Source organism: Pseudomonas sp. 43(2021) (assembly GCF_017490805.1).
In the GTDB taxonomy this organism is placed as follows: domain Bacteria; phylum Pseudomonadota; class Gammaproteobacteria; order Pseudomonadales; family Pseudomonadaceae; genus Aquipseudomonas.
This window is the reverse complement of record NZ_JAFGYJ010000027.1, coordinates 75,038-93,328: the sequence shown is the minus strand read 5'-3', so window position 1 is coordinate 93,328 and position 18,291 is coordinate 75,038. Positions and strand designations below refer to the sequence as shown.

Below are 18,291 nucleotides of genomic sequence, written 5' to 3'. Positions count from 1 at the left end.
GGGCTCTCGCCAAAGTGGAACGGTGAATGGCAGCTTGTGCTCCCACACGTGCTCAAGGCACCTCTGGCATTCAGCTTGCCATTCACCGCTCTCACTCCAGATTCTAATCCCCTCTCAAGACACAAGCTGGCTTGCCGGCGATAGGGCCGGTACAGGCTTACTTGCGGGCTTTCAGGATAACGAACTTGGGCGTTGCGGCCACCTGCTCAACCCCACGGAACAACCGCGCCAGCTTGCTGTGATAGCCCAGGTGCCGGTTACCCACGATATACAGCGCACCGCCCACCACCAGCGCTTCCCGCGCCTGCTGGAACATGCGCCAGGCGAGGAAGTCACCCACTACCTGCTGCTGGTGGAACGGCGGGTTGCACAGCACCACGTCCAGCGACTGCTTCTCCACCCCCGCCAACCCATCGGCTGCCTCGAACACCGCCGGGCGCTCACCCAGCGCGGCCTGCCAGTTCTCTTGTGCCGATTGCACCGCCATGTACGACTCGTCGACCAGGGTGTACTGGGCATCCGGGTTGTCCAGGGCGCTGGCTATCGCCAGCACGCCGTTGCCGCAACCCAGGTCCGCCACCCGCGCACGGCCCAGTTCGCGGGGCAGGTGCGGGAGGAACGCCCGGGTGCCGATGTCCAGACCCTCACGGCAGAACACGTTGGCGTGGTTGACCAACTCCAGCGCCGGCGCGTCAAGACGGTAGCGGCTAGGGTAGGGCGAGCGGGCGACAGGCCGTTCGGCCACCGTTGCTGTCAGCAACCGAGCCTTTTTTTGTGCCAGCGAGGCCTGCACCGGGCCGATGTACTTCTCCATAAGGTCACCTGCCGCTCGTGGCAGGTGCTTGATCATCGCCCCGGCAATCACCTGTGCACCGGGCGCCAGGTGGCCTTGCAGGCGGATCAGCTGTTCTTCGAGCAGGGCCAGGGTCTTGGGCACGCGCACCAGCACCCGGTCGAACGGGCCTTGCCAGTGTTCGCTGGCCGGTACGAACGGCACGCTGTCAAACGGCAGGCCATTGCGTGTCAGGTTCTTTTCCAGGGCCAGGTGCGCCAGGTGCGAGTCGCCACTGCTGACCACCTGCAGCTTGCCCGCCAGGCTGGCGGCCAGGGCGCCAAAGCTGTCATTGAGCACCAGCACCCGGCAGTTGGCCGCGGGGGCCTGTTCGTGCAGCTGCGCAAGCAGGTACTCGTCGGCGGCATCGAAAGCCTGCAGCGGGTCGTTGGCCTGTTCCGGCTGGCGGATCAGGTCGAGTTCGGCGTAGGGGGTGGTCAACAGGGGCATGGCGTCTGGCTCGGGTACGAAACTGCCCGTTGCGGTTCGCTCCGGGCTTTGCCGGGCGATTCTACAGGGCTTTGCCCAAGGTCGCAGGTTTGAAGGTCAGATCCAGCCACGCAGGGCGGCGATGGCGATGGCGCCGGCCTTGTTGGCGGCGTTGGTCTTGGTGATGACACTGCGGATATGGAAGTTCACCGTGCTTTGCGACAGCGACAGGATGCAGGCCACGTCGGCGGCGGTCTTGCCGGCGGCCGACCATTTCAGCACTTCAAGTTCCCGATCGCTCATTTTCGGCGCCGGCGGGCACAGTGCATTGAGGTGGTGTTCGCCAAGCACCGCATGCAGGGTGTGGCACAGCCACTGCACGTTGCCGGCCTTGCCGTAGAGCTCTGCCATATTGATGCTGCCGGCAGGCCTGGCCACGCTGATCTGGCTTTCGTTGTGATGCAGATCGTGCAGCGACTGTGTCCAGCCATGGCGCAGACCGTGCTGGCAGGCGATTTCACGAAACTGCGGGGCTTCACGATACAGCTCGTCGGTCCATTGCACTGGCATGGTCGAGGTGTGGCTCAGGTATGCGGCCGCGTCCTGCTTGTAGAGCTCGTCGCCCTGATAGCGCTCGATCCAGCCGCTCGGGTAATTGCTGTAAAGGTACAGTCTGGGTGTTTGCGTGGCGATCTGGATGCGAATGTTCAGCCCGAGATATTCCATGCCCAGGTCCTGTGCCAGGCAAACCGCGATGTCGAACAGCTTCCGTGGGCTGCGTTCGCTGGCAAACGTATGAAGATGCTCGGGTTTCCAGTGAAGCATCTGAACAACTCCTTGGGTTCCAGGATTCATTCCGTTTGGGTGCCCGGATGATTGTAGGAAAAGACCTACGATCCCGCTGGGAATTTTTTGTTATAGCACTCAGGATTTTCTGCGACTTCGGCAGGATCGCCGCAGATGAGGCCCTACAAAGCAGTGGTTTTTATCCGCGCTACTTTGCGCGACACTGTGCGCACGCCAAACCTGGAGCCCGATATGACCGCTAGCGCCGAAAAGTTCACCCGCCAGACCCTGCTCGATGTTCAGCCACTGACGCCGAACCTCTTCAGCCTGCGGGTTACGCGCGATGCGGGGTTCCGCTTCCGTTCCGGCCAGTTCGCCCGCCTGGGCGTGACCAAGGCCGATGGCAGTGTAGTGTGGCGTGCCTACTCCATGGTCAGCGCGCCCCATGACGAGCACCTGGACTTCTTCTCCATCGTGGTGCCTGGTGGGGAATTCACCAGTGAGCTGAGCAGGCTGGGGGCGGGCGATGCTCTGCTGATCGATCGCCAGGCCTTCGGCTTCCTTACCCTCGACCGCTTCGTCGGTGGCCGCGACCTGTGGTTGCTGGCGACCGGTACTGGCATTGCGCCGTTCATGTCGATCCTGCAGGACTTCGAGGCTTGGGAGCGTTTCGACAACATCAAGCTGGTGTATTCGGTGCGCGAAGCGAAAGAGCTGGCCTATGTGGATGAAATCGCCGGGCTGGAGCAGCGCGATTACCTGGCCGAGTTCGCCGGCAAGTTGCAGTTCATTCCGGTGGTGACCCGTGAACAGCACCCGGGGGCGTTGAACCAGCGTATTACCACGCTGATCGAGAATGGCGAACTGGAGAAGGCGGCGGGGCTGGAGCTGTCGCCGGAACATTCGCGGGTGATGCTGTGTGGCAACCCGCAGATGATTGACGATACGCGCAAGGTACTGAAGGCGCGCGACCTGCAATTGAGCCTGAGCAAGCGGCCGGGGCAGGTGGCGGTAGAGAATTACTGGTAAGGCCGTTGGGGGAGCGGCGGTGCGGCGGTCCGATCTGCCCGCGAACACCGGCGGAGCCGGTGCCATCCACCGCGTTGGATTCTTCGCGGGCCTGCCCGCTCCCACAGCGCTCCCTGTATAACCTCAGGGCAAACGGTTCTGGTTCTGCGCCTTGAGCAAATCGCGGATCTCGGTCAGCAAGGTCTCTTCGGCAGTCGGCACAGGCGGTGCAGTCGGCGCCACGGCCTCTTCACGCTTGAGCTTGTTGATCGCCTTCACCCCCATGAAGATGGCAAAGGCCACGATCACGAAGTCGATCACGGTCTGGATGAACTTGCCATAGGCCAGCACCACCGCCGGAACGTCACCTTCGGCAGCCTTCAGGGTAACTGCCAGGTCGCTGAAGTCCATGCCACCGATCAACAGGCCCAGTGGCGGCATGACCACGTCACCGACGAAAGACGAGACGATCTTGCCGAAGGCCGCGCCGATGATGATACCGACCGCCATGTCGACGACATTGCCTTTGACCGCGAAGGCCTTGAACTCACTGATCATGCCCATGTTTGGTTCCTTGTAACAAAAGGTAAGGTTTACGCAGTGTAAGCCACTTGAACGCTTCATGCGTTGTGCTCTGGGCTACTGACTGCGGTTAGAACGAATAGTTTTGTCGCATCCCGAGGCGTTCGAGGCACGTCCAGCTCGGCTATCATGGCGGTTTTTTCCAGGAGACCCCCAGCCATGGCCAAGGCCAAGCGCTTGTATGGCTGCACCGAGTGCGGTGCGACCTTCCCCAAATGGGCCGGCCAGTGTGGCGAATGCGGGGCCTGGAACACTTTGGTCGAGACCATGATCGAAAGCGGCGGCGCCGCTGCGCCCAGTAGCGGCCGTGCCGGCTGGACCGGTCAGCAGGCGCAGATCAAGACCCTGGCCGAAGTCAGCGTCGAGGAAATCCCGCGCTTCACCACCAGCAGCACCGAACTGGACCGCGTGCTGGGCGGTGGCCTGGTGGATGGCTCGGTGGTGTTGATCGGTGGCGACCCCGGCATTGGCAAGTCGACCATCCTGCTGCAAACCTTGTGCAACATTGCCGTGGGCATGCCGGCGCTGTATGTCACCGGCGAGGAGTCGCAGCAGCAGGTGGCCATGCGCTCGCGGCGCCTGGGCCTGCCCCAGGACCAGCTCAAGGTGATGACCGAAACCTGTATCGAGACCATCATCGCCACGGCGCGCCAGGAAAAGCCACGGGTGATGGTAATCGACTCGATCCAGACCATTTTCACCGAGCAGCTGCAATCGGCGCCCGGCGGCGTGGCTCAGGTACGCGAGAGCACGGCGTTGCTGGTGCGCTACGCCAAACAGAGCGGTACGGCGATTTTCCTGGTCGGCCACGTGACCAAGGAGGGCTCGCTGGCCGGGCCACGGGTACTTGAGCACATGGTCGATACCGTGCTGTATTTCGAGGGCGAGTCCGATGGCCGCCTGCGCCTGCTGCGGGCGGTGAAGAACCGCTTTGGCGCGGTCAACGAGCTGGGTGTGTTCGGCATGACCGACCGTGGCCTTAAAGAAGTGTCCAATCCGTCGGCGATCTTCCTCAACCGCACCCAGGAGGAAGTGCCGGGCAGCGTGGTGATGGCGACCTGGGAGGGCACCCGGCCGATGCTGGTTGAAGTGCAGGCGCTGGTCGACGACAGCCACCTGGCCAACCCGCGCCGGGTGACCCTGGGCCTGGACCAGAACCGCCTTGCCATGTTGCTGGCAGTGCTGCACCGCCATGGCGGTATTCCTACCCATGACCAGGACGTGTTCCTCAACGTGGTCGGCGGGGTGAAGGTGCTGGAAACGGCTTCGGACCTGGCGCTGCTGGCGGCGGTGATGTCCAGCCTGCGCAACCGGCCCCTGGCCCATGGCCTGCTGGTGTTTGGCGAGATTGGCCTGTCGGGCGAGGTGCGGCCGGTGCCCAGTGGCCAGGAGCGCTTGAAGGAGGCGGCCAAGCACGGCTTCAAGCGGGCCATCGTGCCCAAGGGCAATGCGCCGAAAGAGGCGCCGGCGGGGTTGCAGGTGATTGCCGTTACCCGGCTGGAGCAGGCCCTGGATGCGCTATTTGAGTAATTTGTAGCTTGTACCGGCCCTTTCGCGGGTAAACCCGCTCCCACAGGTACCGCATCAGCTTCAGGGTTGTGCAAACCCTGTGGGAGCGGGTTTACCCGCGAAAGGGCCGGTACAGGCAAAACGAAAAAGGGGCCGACGATGCGCGTCGGCCCCCCCACCTCACCGCTCAGTCAGCAGTCAATGCTCGGCAACCGCACTGCGCCTGACCGTTTCATTGCCATGCTCGTCCAGTTCCAGCATCGGCACTTCATTACCCTCGGCATCGAACAGCTTGCCATCCTTGAAGTAGTCGCCATCACGCAGCGCTGAAATGTCCGAGTACTGGATGGTGCGCTCGTACGCGGCGGCAAACACCGACTGCTGGTCCGAGTTGCCGGCGGTGAAGTGGTTGAAGATCAGGTTCAGCAGGATGGCCATGATCGCCGCCGAGCTGATGCCCGAGTGGAAGATGGTCTCGAACCAGTTCGGGAAGTGGTGGTAGAAGGTCGGTGCGGCAATCGGGATCATGCCGAAGCCCAGCGAGGCAGCGACGATGATCAGGTTGACGTTGTTCTTGTAGCTGACCTTGGACAGCGTACGGATACCGCTGGCCGCCACGGTGCCGAACAGCACGATGCCCGCGCCACCCAGTACCGGGGTAGGGACTGCTGCTATCACCCGGCCCATGATCGGCAACAGCCCCAGCACCACCAGGATCACGCCACCGGTGGCCACCACGTAGCGGCTCTTGACCCCGGTCACGGCTACCAGGCCGACGTTCTGGGCGAATGCGCTCTGGGTGAACGAGCCGAAGATCGGCGCCAGGACGCTCGACGCCATGTCGGCGCGCAGGCCGTTGCCCAGGCGCTTGGAGTCGACCTTGGTGTCGATGATCTCACCCACGGCGAGGATGTCGGCCGAGGTTTCAACCAAGGTCACCATGATCACGATGCACATCGACAGGATTGCGGCGATGTGGAATTCCGGCATGCCGAAATGAAACGGCGTGGGGAAGGCGAACATCGGGCCCTCGGTGACCTTGCTGAAGTCGGCCATGCCCAGCGCCCAGGCGATCAGGGTGCCGACCACCATGGCCAGCAGGATCGACAGGCGCGAGATGGCCGCGCTGCCCAGCTTGCTCAACAGCAGCACGATGGCGAAGGTCAGTGCTGCCAGGCCGATATTGGCCACGCTGCCGAACTCCGGCGATGCGCTGTTGCCACCCATTACCCAGCGGGCGGCCACGGGCATCAGGGTCAGGCCGATGGTGGTGATGACAATGCCGGTCACCAGCGGCGGAAAGAACTTGGTGATGCGCGAGAACACCGGGGTGATCAGAAAGCCGATCAGCGACGCTGCCATGACCGCGCCGAGCACGCCTGGCAGGCCACCACCGCCCTCGCTGCTGAGGATTGCCCCCATGGTTGCCACACCGGCGAACGAAACACCCTGCACCAGCGGCAACTGGCAGCCGAAGAACGGCAATCCGAGGGTTTGCAGCAGGGTGGCCAGGCCACCGGCAAACAGCGAAGCGGCGATCAGCATGCCGATTTCGGCGCCGTTCAGGCCCGCGGCCTGCCCCAGGATCAGGGGTACCGCGACGATCCCCCCGTACATGGTCAGCACATGCTGCAGACCATAGGCCAGGTTGGCCCCAAGGCCGAGGTTTTCATCCTCGGGGCGCTTGGCGGGAGACGTGCTAGTGGACGTAGTCATGGAGCAGGCTCTCTGTTTATTGTTGTGGCGCTACTGTAGACACTTCCTGCAAATGATTTCCACAAGAATTGTATACAATATTTTGATTGGAGCGCGCACAAGAGCGCCCGCAAGGTGTGTGAGCATCCAATGCAGAACGCGTACCAACTCTTCAGAGGCTGTACTAGAGGGGTGTGTACAAAACGCTGCTACCCAGGCTTAAAGCTGTCTGGGTAGACAGGAAACACAAGGTGAGGAAGCCATTAGCTAGCTAAGAGATTTCATTATTCGATGAGTTCGCGCAGCTCACGCATCATTTCGGTGCTGTCGGCCACGTTCAATTCCACAAGACGGTGCAAATGGCTCATCGACTCGAGGTCGATGTACAGGCAGATGAAGCCCAGGCGGTCCGGTTCTTCATGGCGCAGTTCAACTTGCATCTGCACACGTGTATCGGGGTCCAGTTGAATGATGGCGTCGAAATCCTGGGTCAGGTCGGCATCCCAGTTGGCCGGGCGTTCGATCAGCAAACCCTTGAGTGAAAGGTCCAGCAGCTTGGCAGGCCAGCGTTGCAGGCCCTGGCGCAGTTCGGTGGGGGCGTCGAAATCGATGCGCTGAAAGCGGCGGCGTTCGTGTTCGCTCATGGGATAGATCCTCGAATAGGTCCTCAGGGGACATCCTGACTATAGTTAGAGTGGTATGTGCATCAGGTACCGCAATCTGGCCGCAGAGGCTCTAGACCAAAGCAAGTGTGGCAATGCGCGATGACTCGCCCTAGACTCGATGGGCGGTCTTTTCCAATCCACCAGCTGGAAGCAAACCATGAACAACAATAATAGCCTGCTACGCCACATTCCGTGGCTGGCGCTGGCAGTCATAGGAGCCTGTGCGCTGGGTGTGGTTGCCCTGCGTCGCGGCGAGGCGATCAATGCCTTGTGGATCGTGGTCGCGGCGGTGGCCCTCTACCTGGTCGCCTATCGTTACTACAGCCTGTTCATCGCCACCAAGGTGATGCAACTCGACCCGCGCCGAGCCACCCCGGCGGTGCTCAACAACGACGGCCTGGACTACGTCCCGACCAACAAACACATCCTCTTCGGTCACCACTTCGCCGCCATCGCTGGCGCAGGTCCCTTGGTCGGCCCGGTACTCGCCGCGCAGATGGGCTACCTGCCCGGCACGCTGTGGCTGATCGCCGGCGTGGTGCTGGCCGGTGCGGTGCAGGACTTCATGGTCCTGTTCCTGTCCACCCGCCGTAACGGCCGTTCGCTGGGCGACATGGTGCGCGAGGAGATGGGCCGCATTCCGGGCACCATTGCCCTGTTCGGCTGCTTCCTGATCATGATCATCATCCTTGCGGTGCTGGCGTTGATCGTGGTCAAGGCCCTGGCCGAAAGCCCGTGGGGCATGTTCACGGTGATGGCGACCATCCCGATCGCGATGTTCATGGGCATCTACATGCGCTACATCCGCCCGGGCCACATCGGTGAGATTTCGGTCATCGGCGTGGTGCTGCTGCTGGCCTCGATCTGGCTGGGGGGCCAGATTGCTGCAGATCCGACCTGGGGCCCGGCGTTCACCTTCACCGGCGTGCAGATCACCTGGATGCTGGTGGGTTATGGCTTCGTCGCCGCAGTGCTGCCGGTATGGCTGGTACTGGCGCCACGTGACTACCTGTCGACCTTCCTCAAGATCGGCACCATCGTTGGCCTGGCCATCGGTATCCTGATCATCGCGCCCGAGCTGAAAATGCCGGCGCTGACCCAGTTCACCGACGGCACCGGCCCGGTGTGGAAGGGCACCCTGTTCCCGTTCCTGTTCATCACCATCGCCTGTGGTGCGGTGTCCGGCTTCCACGCGCTGATCTCCTCGGGGACCACGCCGAAGCTGCTGGACAACGAAACCAACGCCCGCTACATCGGCTACGGCGGCATGCTGATGGAATCGTTCGTCGCCATCATGGCCATGGTCGCCGCTTCGGTAATCGAGCCGGGCGTGTACTTCGCCATGAACAGCCCGGCCGCGGTGGTCGGTGCAGACGTGGCGTCGGTGGCGCAAACGGTCAGCAGCTGGGGCTTCCTGATCACCCCTGAGCAGCTCGAGGCCACCGCCCGCGACATTGGCGAGCACACTGTGCTGGCCCGTGCCGGTGGCGCTCCAACCCTGGCGGTGGGTATCGCGCAGATCCTGCACCAGGTGCTGCCGGGTGAAAACACCATGGCCTTCTGGTACCACTTCGCGATCCTGTTCGAGGCCCTGTTCATCCTCACTGCGGTAGACGCCGGCACCCGTGCCGGGCGCTTCATGCTGCAGGACCTGCTGGGCAGCTTCGTGCCGGCGCTCAAACGCACCGAATCGTGGACCGCCAACCTGATCGGTACTGCCGGCTGCGTGGCCCTGTGGGGCTACCTGCTGTACCAAGGCGTGATCGACCCGCTGGGTGGCATCAACACCTTGTGGCCGTTGTTCGGCATCTCCAACCAGATGCTGGCCGGTATCGCCCTGATGCTCGGCACCGTGGTGCTGATCAAGATGAAGCGCCAGCGCTACGTCTGGGTCACCCTGCTGCCGGCCGTGTGGCTGCTGATCTGCACCACTACCGCAGGCCTGATCAAGCTGTTCGACCCGAACCCGGCAGTCGGCTTCCTGGCCCTGGCCAAGAAGTACAGCACTGCACTGGACGCCGGCCAGGTACTGGCCCCGGCCAAGGACATCGGGCAGATGCAGCATGTGATCTTCAATGCCTACACCAACGCCGGCCTGACCGTGTTGTTCCTGTTGGTGGTGTTCAGCGTGCTGTTCTTCGCTGTCAAGGTCGGCTTCGCCGCCCTCGGCCGCAAGGAACGTACCGACAAGGAAACCCCGTTCCAGGCCCTGCCGGACGCTTGAGAGGACTGCTGCGATGTTCAACGACCTGGGTCGACTGGGTAAATACCTGGGGCAGGCAGCCCGCCTGATGGTCGGCATGCCGGACTACGACAACTACGTCGAGCACATGCAGACCAAGCACCCGGACAAGCCGGTCATGACGTACGAGGAGTTCTTCCGCGAACGCCAGGAAGCGCGTTACGGCGGCAAGTCCGGGCCCAAGTGCTGCTAACGGCCCGCGCTAGCCTGATCGGCTAGCGCGGTCTTTGTGGGAGCGGCCTCGTGTCGCGATAGGGCCGCTCCCACAAGGGCCGTGGTACACCTTCAAAATTCTCACTGCACAGGAGATGTTCTGCGTGCAGACGCCTATTCCCGTAACCGTGCTCACTGGCTTCCTCGGTGCCGGCAAGACCACCTTGCTCAAGCACATGCTCAAGGCCGAGCACGGCCTGAAAATCGCCGTGATCGAAAACGAATTCAGCGAGGCCGGCATCGACAGCCAGCTGCTGGGCGACGAGCCGGTGCAGGTGATGACCCTGGCCAATGGCTGTGTGTGCTGCAGCATCCACGGCGACCTGACCCGCGCCTTGTACCTGCTGCTCGAACGCCTGGATGCCGGCGAGATCGCCTTCGACCGCCTGGTAATCGAATGCACCGGCCTGGCCGACCCGGCGCCGGTGGCACAAACCTTCTTCATCGACGAGGAACTGCGTGAGCGCTATATCCTCGATGGCATCCTCACCCTGGTCGATGCCGCCCACGCCGAGCTGCACCTGACCCAGACCATCGCCCAGGCCCAGGTCGGCTTTGCCGATCGCCTGCTGCTGAGCAAGACCGACCTGGTCGAGCCCGCTGCGGTCGAGGCCCTGCGCGAGCGCCTGGCCCGCATCAATGGCCGGGCCGCGATCCGTGTGGTCGAGCATGGTCGCATCGACCTGGCTGAACTGCTGGATGTGCGTGGTTTCAACCTCAACCCCGATCTGGGCGCGAACCTGCAGCCGGCGCTACGCCCGCTGCTCAAGCCCGCTACCCCGGACCGGATCTCCACCTTGGTGCTGCGCACGGAAACCGCGCTGGACATCGACCGCCTCAGCGACTTCATGAACGAACTGCTGGAAACCCACGGCAAGCAGCTGCTGCGCTACAAGGGCGTGCTGAACATTGCCGGTGAAGCGCGCAAGCTGGTGTTCCAGGGCGTGCTCAAGCTCTACGGCTTCGACTGGGATGCCGAGTGGGCCGAAGATGAAACCCGCGAGAGCGTGATGGTGTTCATCGCCGACGAATTGCCCGAAGCTAGGATTCGGGCTGGGTTCGAGGCGCTGGCTGCGGGCTGAGCTGACGCGGTGTCTGGGCCTGGAACCACTGTGGCCATGAACTGCGGTGGCGTGTCTCCAGCTCGATACACGGGATCAGGCGCTCGGTCAGCAGCGCCGTTTGCCGCACCGCCTTGGCAGTGCGGTACTTGGCGCTGTGGATGCACTCGCGGTCGCCGAACTCGCAGCGGTTCAGCGCCGTGCCGCCGCAGGGGCCATTGGCCAGGCCCTTGGGGCAGGTTTCCGGGCAGATGTACAGGGTGTCCTCCAGGCGGCAACGGCCGCAGGTGTCGCAGCCAACCAGCGGGTGCTTCACCGCGTGTTCCACCTTGTGCAGCACCCGCGCGCCAAGGCGTGTAGTCCACAAAGGCTGGCGCACGGCCCAGCCAAATGCCTTGCTCAGGCCATTACGGCGGCTGAACAGCAGCGAATGCATGCCGTGCATCAGGTGATAGCGCGCTTTTTCTTTGAACGACGCATCGACCCGTGACTCGCCCTGGCGCCAGCTCGCCTGTGGCGGGTGGAAGCTGACTGCCGGCAGACCGGGCATCTGCCAGCTGGCATGCCAGGCCGGCGCCCATTGTTCCAGCATGTGGATTTGCGCCTGCCAGTGCTCGATGCGTGCTTCCAGGGCCAGCAGTTGCTTGAATTCGTGAACCCCCGACAGATGCACGCCGGCATAGCCCATCAGCTTCACGCCGATGATCTGCAAGGCCAGGCGGTCGATGCTGCGCGCCTGGGCAAAGGCCTTGGACTGCGCCGCTTCCGCTTCGAGCATGGCGCGCATGGACGGCGTGACGGTCACGCCCGCCACGTGCTCGAGCATCGTCGCCCGCCCGTGGGTGAGGCTCATCAGGCAGGCCAGCATCGGCCTGGGCGTGGCCTGGCGGCTCATCCAGTGCATGGCTTCCTGGTGTTTGCCAGCATCGAAACCCAGTTGCAGGGTGAGGAAGTCGGCGCCTGCCGCCAGCTTTTTCTCGGCCTTGAAGTATTGGGCACCGCCTTCTTCCTCGCAGTACTTGAACGGGTTCAGCGCAGCGCCAAGCAGCCAGTGCGGGCAGGCCTGGCGGGCGATCTGCAGGGCTGCGACCGATTCCAGGTAGCGCACCGGGCGCTGGCCAGGCTGGTGGCCGGGCAGGCGGTCGCCGGTGAGCAGCAACAACTGGTCCAGGCCGGCGGCATCCATGCGTTGCAGTTGGGCGAGCAGGTGGTGGCGTTCGCGGTCCTTGCCGGAGAAATGCGGCAGGGCGGGTACCGGGTTGCTGAACGAGGCGAGGGCGTCCAGTGGCGACATGTCCAGCGGGCTGCCGACGCGGTCGCCAATGGCCACGGTCATTGGCCAGCCGCACAGGTGCGCACGGGCCAGGATCGCCTCCATGGCGGCGAAGCGTTCTGCGGAGGCTTTGGGGACGAACTCCATGACGCAGACGAAGGTGTTTTCGCGCAGCGCGGTTTTCAGCAGGCTCATGGGGCCGGGTACCTGGTGTGGTCAGGGTGGCATTGTGCGGCAGAAGGCGGGTGGGGTCATGTCCGAATGCGCAGGGTGGTGCTCTGAATGAGACATCCAAGGTTGCCTGTAGCGGCCCTTTCGCGGCTAAAGCCGCTCCCACAGGGTGGCGCGGTACCTGTGGGAGCGGCTTTAGCCGCGAAAGGGCCGGCACAGGCAGCACAAAAACATGAACATGAGGAAATCTTGAGTTCATCTCAAATTTAATGAGTTTGTCTCAAGATGCAAGCATCCGGAAAATCCCCTCATTCATTTATGCATGCTGAGGGACAAGACATGGCACTGGCACACAACCTGGGCTTTCCACGTATCGGTCGCGACCGCGAGCTGAAAAAGGCCCTGGAAGCCTACTGGAAGGGTGAACTCGACGAAGCCGGCCTGCGCGCCGTCGGCCGTGAGCTGCGTGCCCGCCACTGGCAGGTGCAGAAAGACGCCGGCATCGAACTGCTGCCGGTCGGCGACTTCGCCTGGTACGACCAGGTGCTGACCCACTCGCTGACCTTCGGCGTGATTCCGCAGCGTTTCCGCAGCCAGGACGCTGCCAGGCCGACCCTGCAGACCCTGTTCGCCATGGCCCGTGGCGCCGTGGGTGACAGTTGCTGCGGTGGCGCACACGCCCAGGAAATGACCAAGTGGTTCGACACCAACTACCACTACCTGGTCCCCGAATTCACCGTCGACCAGCAGTTCGCCCTGAGCTGGGAGCAGTTGTTCGAAGAAGTGGCAGAGGCCCAGGCCCTGGGCCACGCGGCCAAGCCGGTAGTAATCGGCCCGCTGACCTACCTGTGGCTGGGCAAGGCCAAGGGTGGCGATTTCGACAAGCTGGAGCTGCTCGACCGCCTGCTGCCAGTGTATGACCAGATCCTCAACCGCCTGGCTGCCCAAGGTGTGGAATGGGTGCAGATCGATGAGCCGATCCTGGCCCTGGACCTGCCTCAGGACTGGAAGAACGCTTACGAGCGCGTCTACAACATCCTTCAGCGGGCGCCACTGAAAAAGCTGATCGCCACCTACTTCGGCGGCCTGGAAGACAACCTGGGCCTCGCCGCCAACCTGCCAGTCGATGGCCTGCACATTGACCTGGTACGGGCGCCCGAGCAGTACCCGACCATCCTCGATCGCCTGCCGGCCTACAAGGTGCTGTCGCTGGGCCTGGTCAACGGCCGCAACGTCTGGCGCTGCGACCTGGAAAAGGCGCTGGCGGTACTGCGCCATGCCCATGAGCGCCTGGGCGAGCGGCTGTGGGTGGCGCCGTCCTGCTCGCTGCTGCACAGCCCGGTGGACCAGGCCCGTGAGGACCAGCTCGATGCCGAACTGCACAGCTGGCTGGCCTTTGCCGTGCAGAAGTGCCAGGAAGTGGCGCTGCTGGCCAAGGCCATCAATGTTCCGCAAGCCGACGACGTGACCACAGCACTGGCGCAGAGCCAGGCCGTGCAGGCCAGCCGCGCCGCTTCGCCGCGTATTCACAAGCCTGCCGTGCAAGCCCGCCTGGCGGCCATCAAGCCCGCTGACAGCCAGCGTCAGTCGGCGTTTGCCCAACGTATCGTCAAGCAACGTGCGGGGCTCGACCTGCCGGCGTTCCCGACCACCACCATCGGCTCGTTCCCGCAGACCTCGGCGATTCGCCTGGCACGCCAGGCCTACAGGCAGGGCAAGCTGACCGAGGCCGATTACGTCGAGGCCATGCACAGCGAGATCCGCCATGCGGTGAAAACCCAGGAGGACCTGGGCCTGGATGTGCTGGTGCACGGTGAGGCCGAGCGCAACGACATGGTCGAGTACTTCGCCGAGCAGATCGATGGCTATGCATTCACCCGCTTCGGCTGGGTGCAGAGCTATGGTTCGCGCTGTGTGAAGCCTGCGGTGATCGTTGGTGACCTGAGTCGGCCGAAGGCCATGACCGTGGAGTGGATCAAGTACGCCCAAGGCCTGACCAGCAAGGTGATGAAGGGCATGCTGACCGGCCCGGTGACCATGCTGATGTGGTCGTTCCCGCGTGAAGACGTGAGCCGCGAAGTGCAGGCGCGCCAGCTGGCGCTGGCAATCCGTGACGAAGTGGTCGATCTGGAAGCGGCGGGTATCAGGATTGTGCAGATCGACGAAGCGGCTTTCCGTGAAGGCCTGCCGCTGCGCCACGGTGCCTGGGCCCACTACCTGGAGTGGGCCACCGAGGCCTTCCGCCTGTGTGCCTCGGGGGTGCGTGACGAAACCCAGATCCACACCCACATGTGCTACAGCGAGTTCAACGACGTGATCGAGTCGATCGCGGCGATGGATGCCGACGTGATCACCATCGAAACCTCGCGGTCGGACATGGAGTTGCTGGCGGCGTTCGAGCGCTTTGCCTACCCCAACGAGATCGGCCCGGGTGTGTATGACATTCACTCGCCACGGGTGCCGACCCGTGAGGAGATGGTCAAGCTGCTGCGCAAGGCTGCCCGGCGTATCCCGGCCGAGCGTCTGTGGGTCAACCCGGATTGCGGGCTGAAGACCCGTGCCTGGCCGGAGACCGAGGCCGCGCTGATCAATATGGTTGCCGCTGCTCGTGAGTTGCGCGCTACCGCCTGATCATTTACTGCCGGTACCGGCCTCTTCGCGGGTAAACCCGCTCCCACAGGGACCGTGCACATCTTGAATGCAGTGGTGCGCCTGTGGGAGCGGGTTCACCCGCGAAGAGGCCGACACAGGCACTACAAACTCCTAGAATGCCGACTTCAATCAAATCGACAGGAAGTGATGCGATGCGAGTTCTGGTAGTCGGCGCCAGTAAGGGCCTGGGCAAGGCGTTCATGGAAGGCTTGGGTAAACCGGGCGACACCTTGATTGGTGTGTCGCGCAACAAGCCAGCGGCAGTGAGCGTTGGCAAGGATGTCCAGGCCCAGTGGATCGAGGCCGATCTCGGCCAGCCGGTCGCCGCCGTCGAGGCAATTTTCCGCGTGCTGGCCGAGGGTGGCGTGGATACGCTCATTTATAACCTCGGCCTGTGGGAAGCGGAGGCCTTCGAGGCGCACTACAGCTTCCTCGATGATCGTGATGTGGAATTGCAGCGCATGGTCGATTGCAACATCACCGCGACCATCCTGCTGATCAAGCGTTTGCTGCCGTTGCTGCTCGAAAGCGGAAAACCACGGATCATCCTTACCGGTTCCACCTCGGGCCTGCCCCAGAGTGGTCGCCCTGAAGTGACTTTCGCCGCCTCCAAATTCGCCCTGCGCGGCATCGCCGAGGCATTGCGTGAAGGTTATCGCGGGCAGGGGCTTGGGGTGACGTGCCTGAACCTGGGCTACCTGAATACCGAGGATGGCCTGGATGTGCCGTTGGCCGAGGCTGCAGCGCGTGGGGAAGGGGGGCTGATACCGCTGCATGACGTGGTGCTGATGGTGCGCACGCTGCTGGAGTTGTCGGCGGCGAGCTATGTGCGCGAACTGACCCTACCGGCTATTGCCGATGAGCGGTTCTGAAGCCTGAGGTTGCTCAGTAAGCAGGCCCGGCCTCTTCGCGGGCTTGCCCGCTCCCACAGGTGCAGCTCAAATTTCGAGGTTTGTGCAGTACTTGTGGGAGCGGGCAAGTCCGCGAAGAGGCCGGGCCTGCTCATATCAATCCGAGATCACCGCTCGATTGCCAAGGCTACCCCTTGGCCGCCACCAATGCACAGGGTCGCCAGGCCTTTCCTGGCATCGCGCTTGATCATCTCGTGCAGCAGGGTCACCAGCACCCGGCACCCGGACGCACCAATCGGGTGGCCGAGGGCAATCGCACCGCCATTCACGTTGACCCGTGCGGCATTCCATTCCAGCGCCTTGCCCACGGCCAGCGCCTGGGCGGCAAAGGCTTCGTTGGCTTCGATCAGGTCCAGTTCGGCCAGTTGCCAGCCGGCCTTGTCCAGGCAGCGCTGGGTGGCCGAAACCGGGCCAATGCCCATGATCGCCGGGTCTACACCGGCACTGGCATAGGCCGCGATCCTGGCCAGCACCGGCAGGCCCAGGGCCTTGGCCTTGGCGGCGCTCATCAGCAGCACGGCGGCGGCGCCGTCATTCAGGCTTGAGGCGTTGCCGGCGGTAACGCTGCCGTCCTTCTTGAACGCCGGGCGCAGTTTGCCCAGGGATTCGGCAGTGGTATCCGGACGCGGCTGCTCGTCCCGCGCGAAGACTTTGGGTTCTCCCTTTTTCTGCGGCAGCACGATCGGGGTGATTTCATCATCGAAGCGGCCGGCCTCTATCGCGGCCACCGCCTTGCGCTGAGACTCGGCGGCGAAGGCGTCCTGCTGCTCCCGGCTGAGGCCGTACTGGTCCACCAGGTTTTCGGCGGTGATACCCATGTGATAGTCGTTGAAGGCATCCCACAGGCCGTCGGTGATCATGCTGTCGATCAGCTGGCCATGGCCCATGCGCTGGCCGGTGCGGGCCGAGGGCATTACGTAGGGGGCAAGGCTCATGTTCTCCTGGCCGCCGGCGATTACCACCTCGGCGTCACCGCAGCGGATGGCCTGAGCGGCCAGGTGTAGCGCCTTGAGGCCCGAGCCGCAGACCTTGTTCAGGGTCAGTGCCGGTACGCTGAAGGGCAGGCCGGCCTTGATCGCAGCCTGGCGTGCCGGGTTCTGCCCGGCGCCGGCGGTAAGCACCTGGCCGAGGATGACTTCGTCGACCTGCGCCGGGGCCAGACCGGTCTGCTCCAGCAGGCGCTTGATCACGGCGGCACCGAGGTCTACTGCAGGCACAGTGGCCAAGGCGCCCTGGAAGCTGCCGATGGCGGTACGGGTTGCAGCGACGATGACCACGTCGTTCATGTTGTTGTTCTCCGTGCGATGGGCGTAATGCCTCAAGCATCGGTGGCTTTGGCTCATTTGTTAAGTTTGTTTTTCTTTGCGATTGATGTGCAAAGCAAATGAATGAGCGTAAAGCGGCGTGCAGAACTATGCTAAGGGATGCGCTACTACATTCATCTGGATGGAGTTCACGCCCATGCGTACATTGATCGCGCTGACCCTTTTGATTGGCAGCAGCACAGTATTCGCCGCCACCGAATGCACCACCGCCGACAAAAGCACCTGGCAGGATCAGGAAAAATTCCAGGCGCAGCTCAAGGAGCAGGGCTACAAGATCAACAAGTTCAAAGTCACCAAGGGCAACTGTTACGAGATCTATGGTTTCGACAAGGATGGCAAGAAGGTCGAGATCTACCATGACCCAGTGACTGGCAAGGCAGTCAAGAGCGAGTACCACGAGTGAACAGCGACGGCACGGTGCAGCTGTGGGATCCCCTACTGCGGCTGTGCCACTTGTCGATGGCCGTGGTGTTTTTCGCCAACTACTTCTTCAACGAAGCGGGAGAAGACTGGCACCAATGGTTGGGCTATTACGCACTGGCCGCTGTGGTGGTGCGTGTGATCTGGGGTTTTGTCGGGCCACGCAGCGCGCGCTGGGCCGACTTCTGGCCAACCCCGGCAAGCCTGGTCGGGCATGCCCGGGCGCTGCTGCATGGGGAGCTTGACCATCACATGGGGCATTCGCCGATTGGCGCCCTGGTGATGGTGCTGATGATGACCGGCATCGCCGGTCTGGGCCTGACCGGGTGGGCCTCACAGGAGGTGGACGCGCTGTTTGGTGTCGACTGGCCGTTGGACCTGCACAGCTGGTTGGCCAACGCGGTGCTGGTGCTGGTTTGCGTGCATGTGCTGGGCGCTATCTACGAGAGCGTGCGCATGCGGGAAAACCTGCCGTGGTCGATGATCACCGGGCGCCGTCGGCAGCCCCGCGATTGAT

At 63.2% G+C, this 18,291-nt stretch carries 16 protein-coding genes; 9 read left to right on the top strand and 7 right to left on the bottom strand.

Going from position 1 to position 18,291, the window contains the following annotated elements; genetic code table 11:
* Positions 1–157: 157 nt before the first annotated feature.
* Positions 158–1,282 carry a methyltransferase gene (locus J5M71_RS21545; protein ID WP_207836549.1) on the bottom strand — a complete coding sequence of 375 codons (1,125 nt, stop codon included), beginning with the start codon at positions 1,280–1,282 and terminating at the stop codon, positions 158–160.
* A gap of 96 nt (positions 1,283–1,378) precedes the next feature.
* A complete protein-coding gene (locus tag J5M71_RS21540) occupies positions 1,379–2,086 on the bottom strand; it encodes an autoinducer binding domain-containing protein (protein WP_207836546.1) in 708 nt (235 codons plus the stop codon).
* A 213-nt stretch (positions 2,087–2,299) separates the two neighbouring features.
* Between J5M71_RS21540 and J5M71_RS21535 the strand changes: the two genes are divergently transcribed.
* On the top strand, positions 2,300–3,076 hold the full coding sequence (locus tag J5M71_RS21535; RefSeq protein ID WP_207836544.1) for a ferredoxin--NADP reductase: 777 nt from the start codon (positions 2,300–2,302) through the stop codon (positions 3,074–3,076).
* Positions 3,077–3,199: 123 nt separating this feature from the next.
* Here the strand turns inward: J5M71_RS21535 and mscL are convergent, their stop codons facing one another.
* Positions 3,200–3,619, bottom strand: coding sequence for a large-conductance mechanosensitive channel protein MscL (mscL, locus tag J5M71_RS21530; protein WP_207836542.1), 420 nt, complete (start codon positions 3,617–3,619; stop codon positions 3,200–3,202).
* Positions 3,620–3,796: 177 nt separating this feature from the next.
* Here mscL and radA point away from each other — a divergent pair, with 177 nt between their 5' ends.
* Positions 3,797–5,167, top strand: a complete 1,371-nt coding sequence (radA, locus tag J5M71_RS21525) for a DNA repair protein RadA (protein WP_207836540.1) — start codon at positions 3,797–3,799, stop codon at positions 5,165–5,167.
* 177 nt (positions 5,168–5,344) lie between these two features.
* Here the strand turns inward: radA and J5M71_RS21520 are convergent, their stop codons facing one another.
* Both J5M71_RS21520 and J5M71_RS21515 read right to left on the bottom strand, forming a co-directional pair.
* The gene (locus J5M71_RS21520; RefSeq protein WP_207836538.1) at positions 5,345–6,862 is read right to left on the bottom strand and encodes a nucleobase:cation symporter-2 family protein; all 1,518 of its coding nucleotides are present in this window, start codon (positions 6,860–6,862) and stop codon (positions 5,345–5,347) included.
* 263 nt (positions 6,863–7,125) lie between these two features.
* Positions 7,126–7,485, bottom strand: a complete 360-nt coding sequence (locus J5M71_RS21515; protein ID WP_207836536.1) for a PilZ domain-containing protein — start codon at positions 7,483–7,485, stop codon at positions 7,126–7,128.
* A 178-nt stretch (positions 7,486–7,663) separates the two neighbouring features.
* Between J5M71_RS21515 and J5M71_RS21510 the strand changes: the two genes are divergently transcribed.
* The 3 genes from J5M71_RS21510 to yjiA all read left to right on the top strand — a co-directional run bounded on the left by J5M71_RS21510 (position 7,664) and on the right by yjiA (position 11,043).
* Positions 7,664–9,730: a carbon starvation CstA family protein gene (locus J5M71_RS21510; RefSeq protein ID WP_063913400.1), complete on the top strand. Its 2,067-nt coding sequence runs from the start codon at positions 7,664–7,666 to the stop codon at positions 9,728–9,730.
* A 13-nt stretch (positions 9,731–9,743) separates the two neighbouring features.
* The gene (locus tag J5M71_RS21505; protein ID WP_013974210.1) at positions 9,744–9,941 is read left to right on the top strand and encodes a YbdD/YjiX family protein; all 198 of its coding nucleotides are present in this window, start codon (positions 9,744–9,746) and stop codon (positions 9,939–9,941) included.
* Positions 9,942–10,065: 124 nt separating this feature from the next.
* Complete coding sequence (gene yjiA / locus J5M71_RS21500) at positions 10,066–11,043, top strand: GTPase (protein ID WP_207836523.1); 978 nt, start codon at positions 10,066–10,068, stop codon at positions 11,041–11,043.
* Here yjiA and J5M71_RS21495 read toward each other — a convergent pair.
* The gene (locus J5M71_RS21495) at positions 11,003–12,490 is read right to left on the bottom strand and encodes a methylenetetrahydrofolate reductase C-terminal domain-containing protein (protein ID WP_207836509.1); all 1,488 of its coding nucleotides are present in this window, start codon (positions 12,488–12,490) and stop codon (positions 11,003–11,005) included. The genes yjiA and J5M71_RS21495 overlap by 41 nt on opposite strands.
* Before the next feature lie 315 nt (positions 12,491–12,805).
* On the opposite strand from J5M71_RS21495, the gene metE reads away from it, so the two are divergent.
* The gene (gene metE, locus J5M71_RS21490; RefSeq protein WP_207836501.1) at positions 12,806–15,097 is read left to right on the top strand and encodes a 5-methyltetrahydropteroyltriglutamate--homocysteine S-methyltransferase; all 2,292 of its coding nucleotides are present in this window, start codon (positions 12,806–12,808) and stop codon (positions 15,095–15,097) included.
* Positions 15,098–15,270: 173 nt separating this feature from the next.
* Entirely contained in the window at positions 15,271–15,990 is a 720-nt protein-coding gene (locus J5M71_RS21485; RefSeq protein ID WP_207836495.1) for an SDR family NAD(P)-dependent oxidoreductase, read from the top strand.
* Between the two features lie 146 nt (positions 15,991–16,136).
* On the opposite strand, the gene J5M71_RS21480 is transcribed toward J5M71_RS21485, so the two are convergent.
* Complete coding sequence (locus J5M71_RS21480) at positions 16,137–17,315, bottom strand: acetyl-CoA C-acetyltransferase (RefSeq protein ID WP_063913396.1); 1,179 nt, start codon at positions 17,313–17,315, stop codon at positions 16,137–16,139.
* Positions 17,316–17,490: 175 nt separating this feature from the next.
* On the opposite strand from J5M71_RS21480, the gene J5M71_RS21475 reads away from it, so the two are divergent.
* Both J5M71_RS21475 and J5M71_RS21470 read left to right on the top strand, forming a co-directional pair.
* Positions 17,491–17,757, top strand: coding sequence for a PepSY domain-containing protein (locus tag J5M71_RS21475; protein WP_063913395.1), 267 nt, complete (start codon positions 17,491–17,493; stop codon positions 17,755–17,757).
* On the top strand, positions 17,754–18,290 hold the full coding sequence (locus J5M71_RS21470) for a cytochrome b/b6 domain-containing protein (RefSeq protein ID WP_207836484.1): 537 nt from the start codon (positions 17,754–17,756) through the stop codon (positions 18,288–18,290). Before J5M71_RS21475 ends, J5M71_RS21470 begins: the two co-directional genes overlap by 4 nt.
* Position 18,291: the final 1 nt, after the last annotated feature.

Coding starts and splice junctions, on each gene's coding strand:
- J5M71_RS21545 (WP_207836549.1), bottom strand. CDS start 1,282: ATGCCCCTGTTGACCACCCCCTACGCCGAACTCGACCTGATCCGCCAG.
- J5M71_RS21540 (WP_207836546.1), bottom strand. CDS start 2,086: ATGCTTCACTGGAAACCCGAGCATCTTCATACGTTTGCCAGCGAACGC.
- J5M71_RS21535 (WP_207836544.1), top strand. CDS start 2,300: ATGACCGCTAGCGCCGAAAAGTTCACCCGCCAGACCCTGCTCGATGTT.
- mscL (WP_207836542.1), bottom strand. CDS start 3,619: ATGGGCATGATCAGTGAGTTCAAGGCCTTCGCGGTCAAAGGCAATGTC.
- radA (WP_207836540.1), top strand. CDS start 3,797: ATGGCCAAGGCCAAGCGCTTGTATGGCTGCACCGAGTGCGGTGCGACC.
- J5M71_RS21520 (WP_207836538.1), bottom strand. CDS start 6,862: ATGACTACGTCCACTAGCACGTCTCCCGCCAAGCGCCCCGAGGATGAA.
- J5M71_RS21515 (WP_207836536.1), bottom strand. CDS start 7,485: ATGAGCGAACACGAACGCCGCCGCTTTCAGCGCATCGATTTCGACGCC.
- J5M71_RS21510 (WP_063913400.1), top strand. CDS start 7,664: ATGAACAACAATAATAGCCTGCTACGCCACATTCCGTGGCTGGCGCTG.
- J5M71_RS21505 (WP_013974210.1), top strand. CDS start 9,744: ATGTTCAACGACCTGGGTCGACTGGGTAAATACCTGGGGCAGGCAGCC.
- J5M71_RS21495 (WP_207836509.1), bottom strand. CDS start 12,490: ATGAGCCTGCTGAAAACCGCGCTGCGCGAAAACACCTTCGTCTGCGTC.
- metE (WP_207836501.1), top strand. CDS start 12,806: ATGGCACTGGCACACAACCTGGGCTTTCCACGTATCGGTCGCGACCGC.
- J5M71_RS21485 (WP_207836495.1), top strand. CDS start 15,271: ATGCGAGTTCTGGTAGTCGGCGCCAGTAAGGGCCTGGGCAAGGCGTTC.
- J5M71_RS21480 (WP_063913396.1), bottom strand. CDS start 17,315: ATGAACGACGTGGTCATCGTCGCTGCAACCCGTACCGCCATCGGCAGC.
- J5M71_RS21475 (WP_063913395.1), top strand. CDS start 17,491: ATGCGTACATTGATCGCGCTGACCCTTTTGATTGGCAGCAGCACAGTA.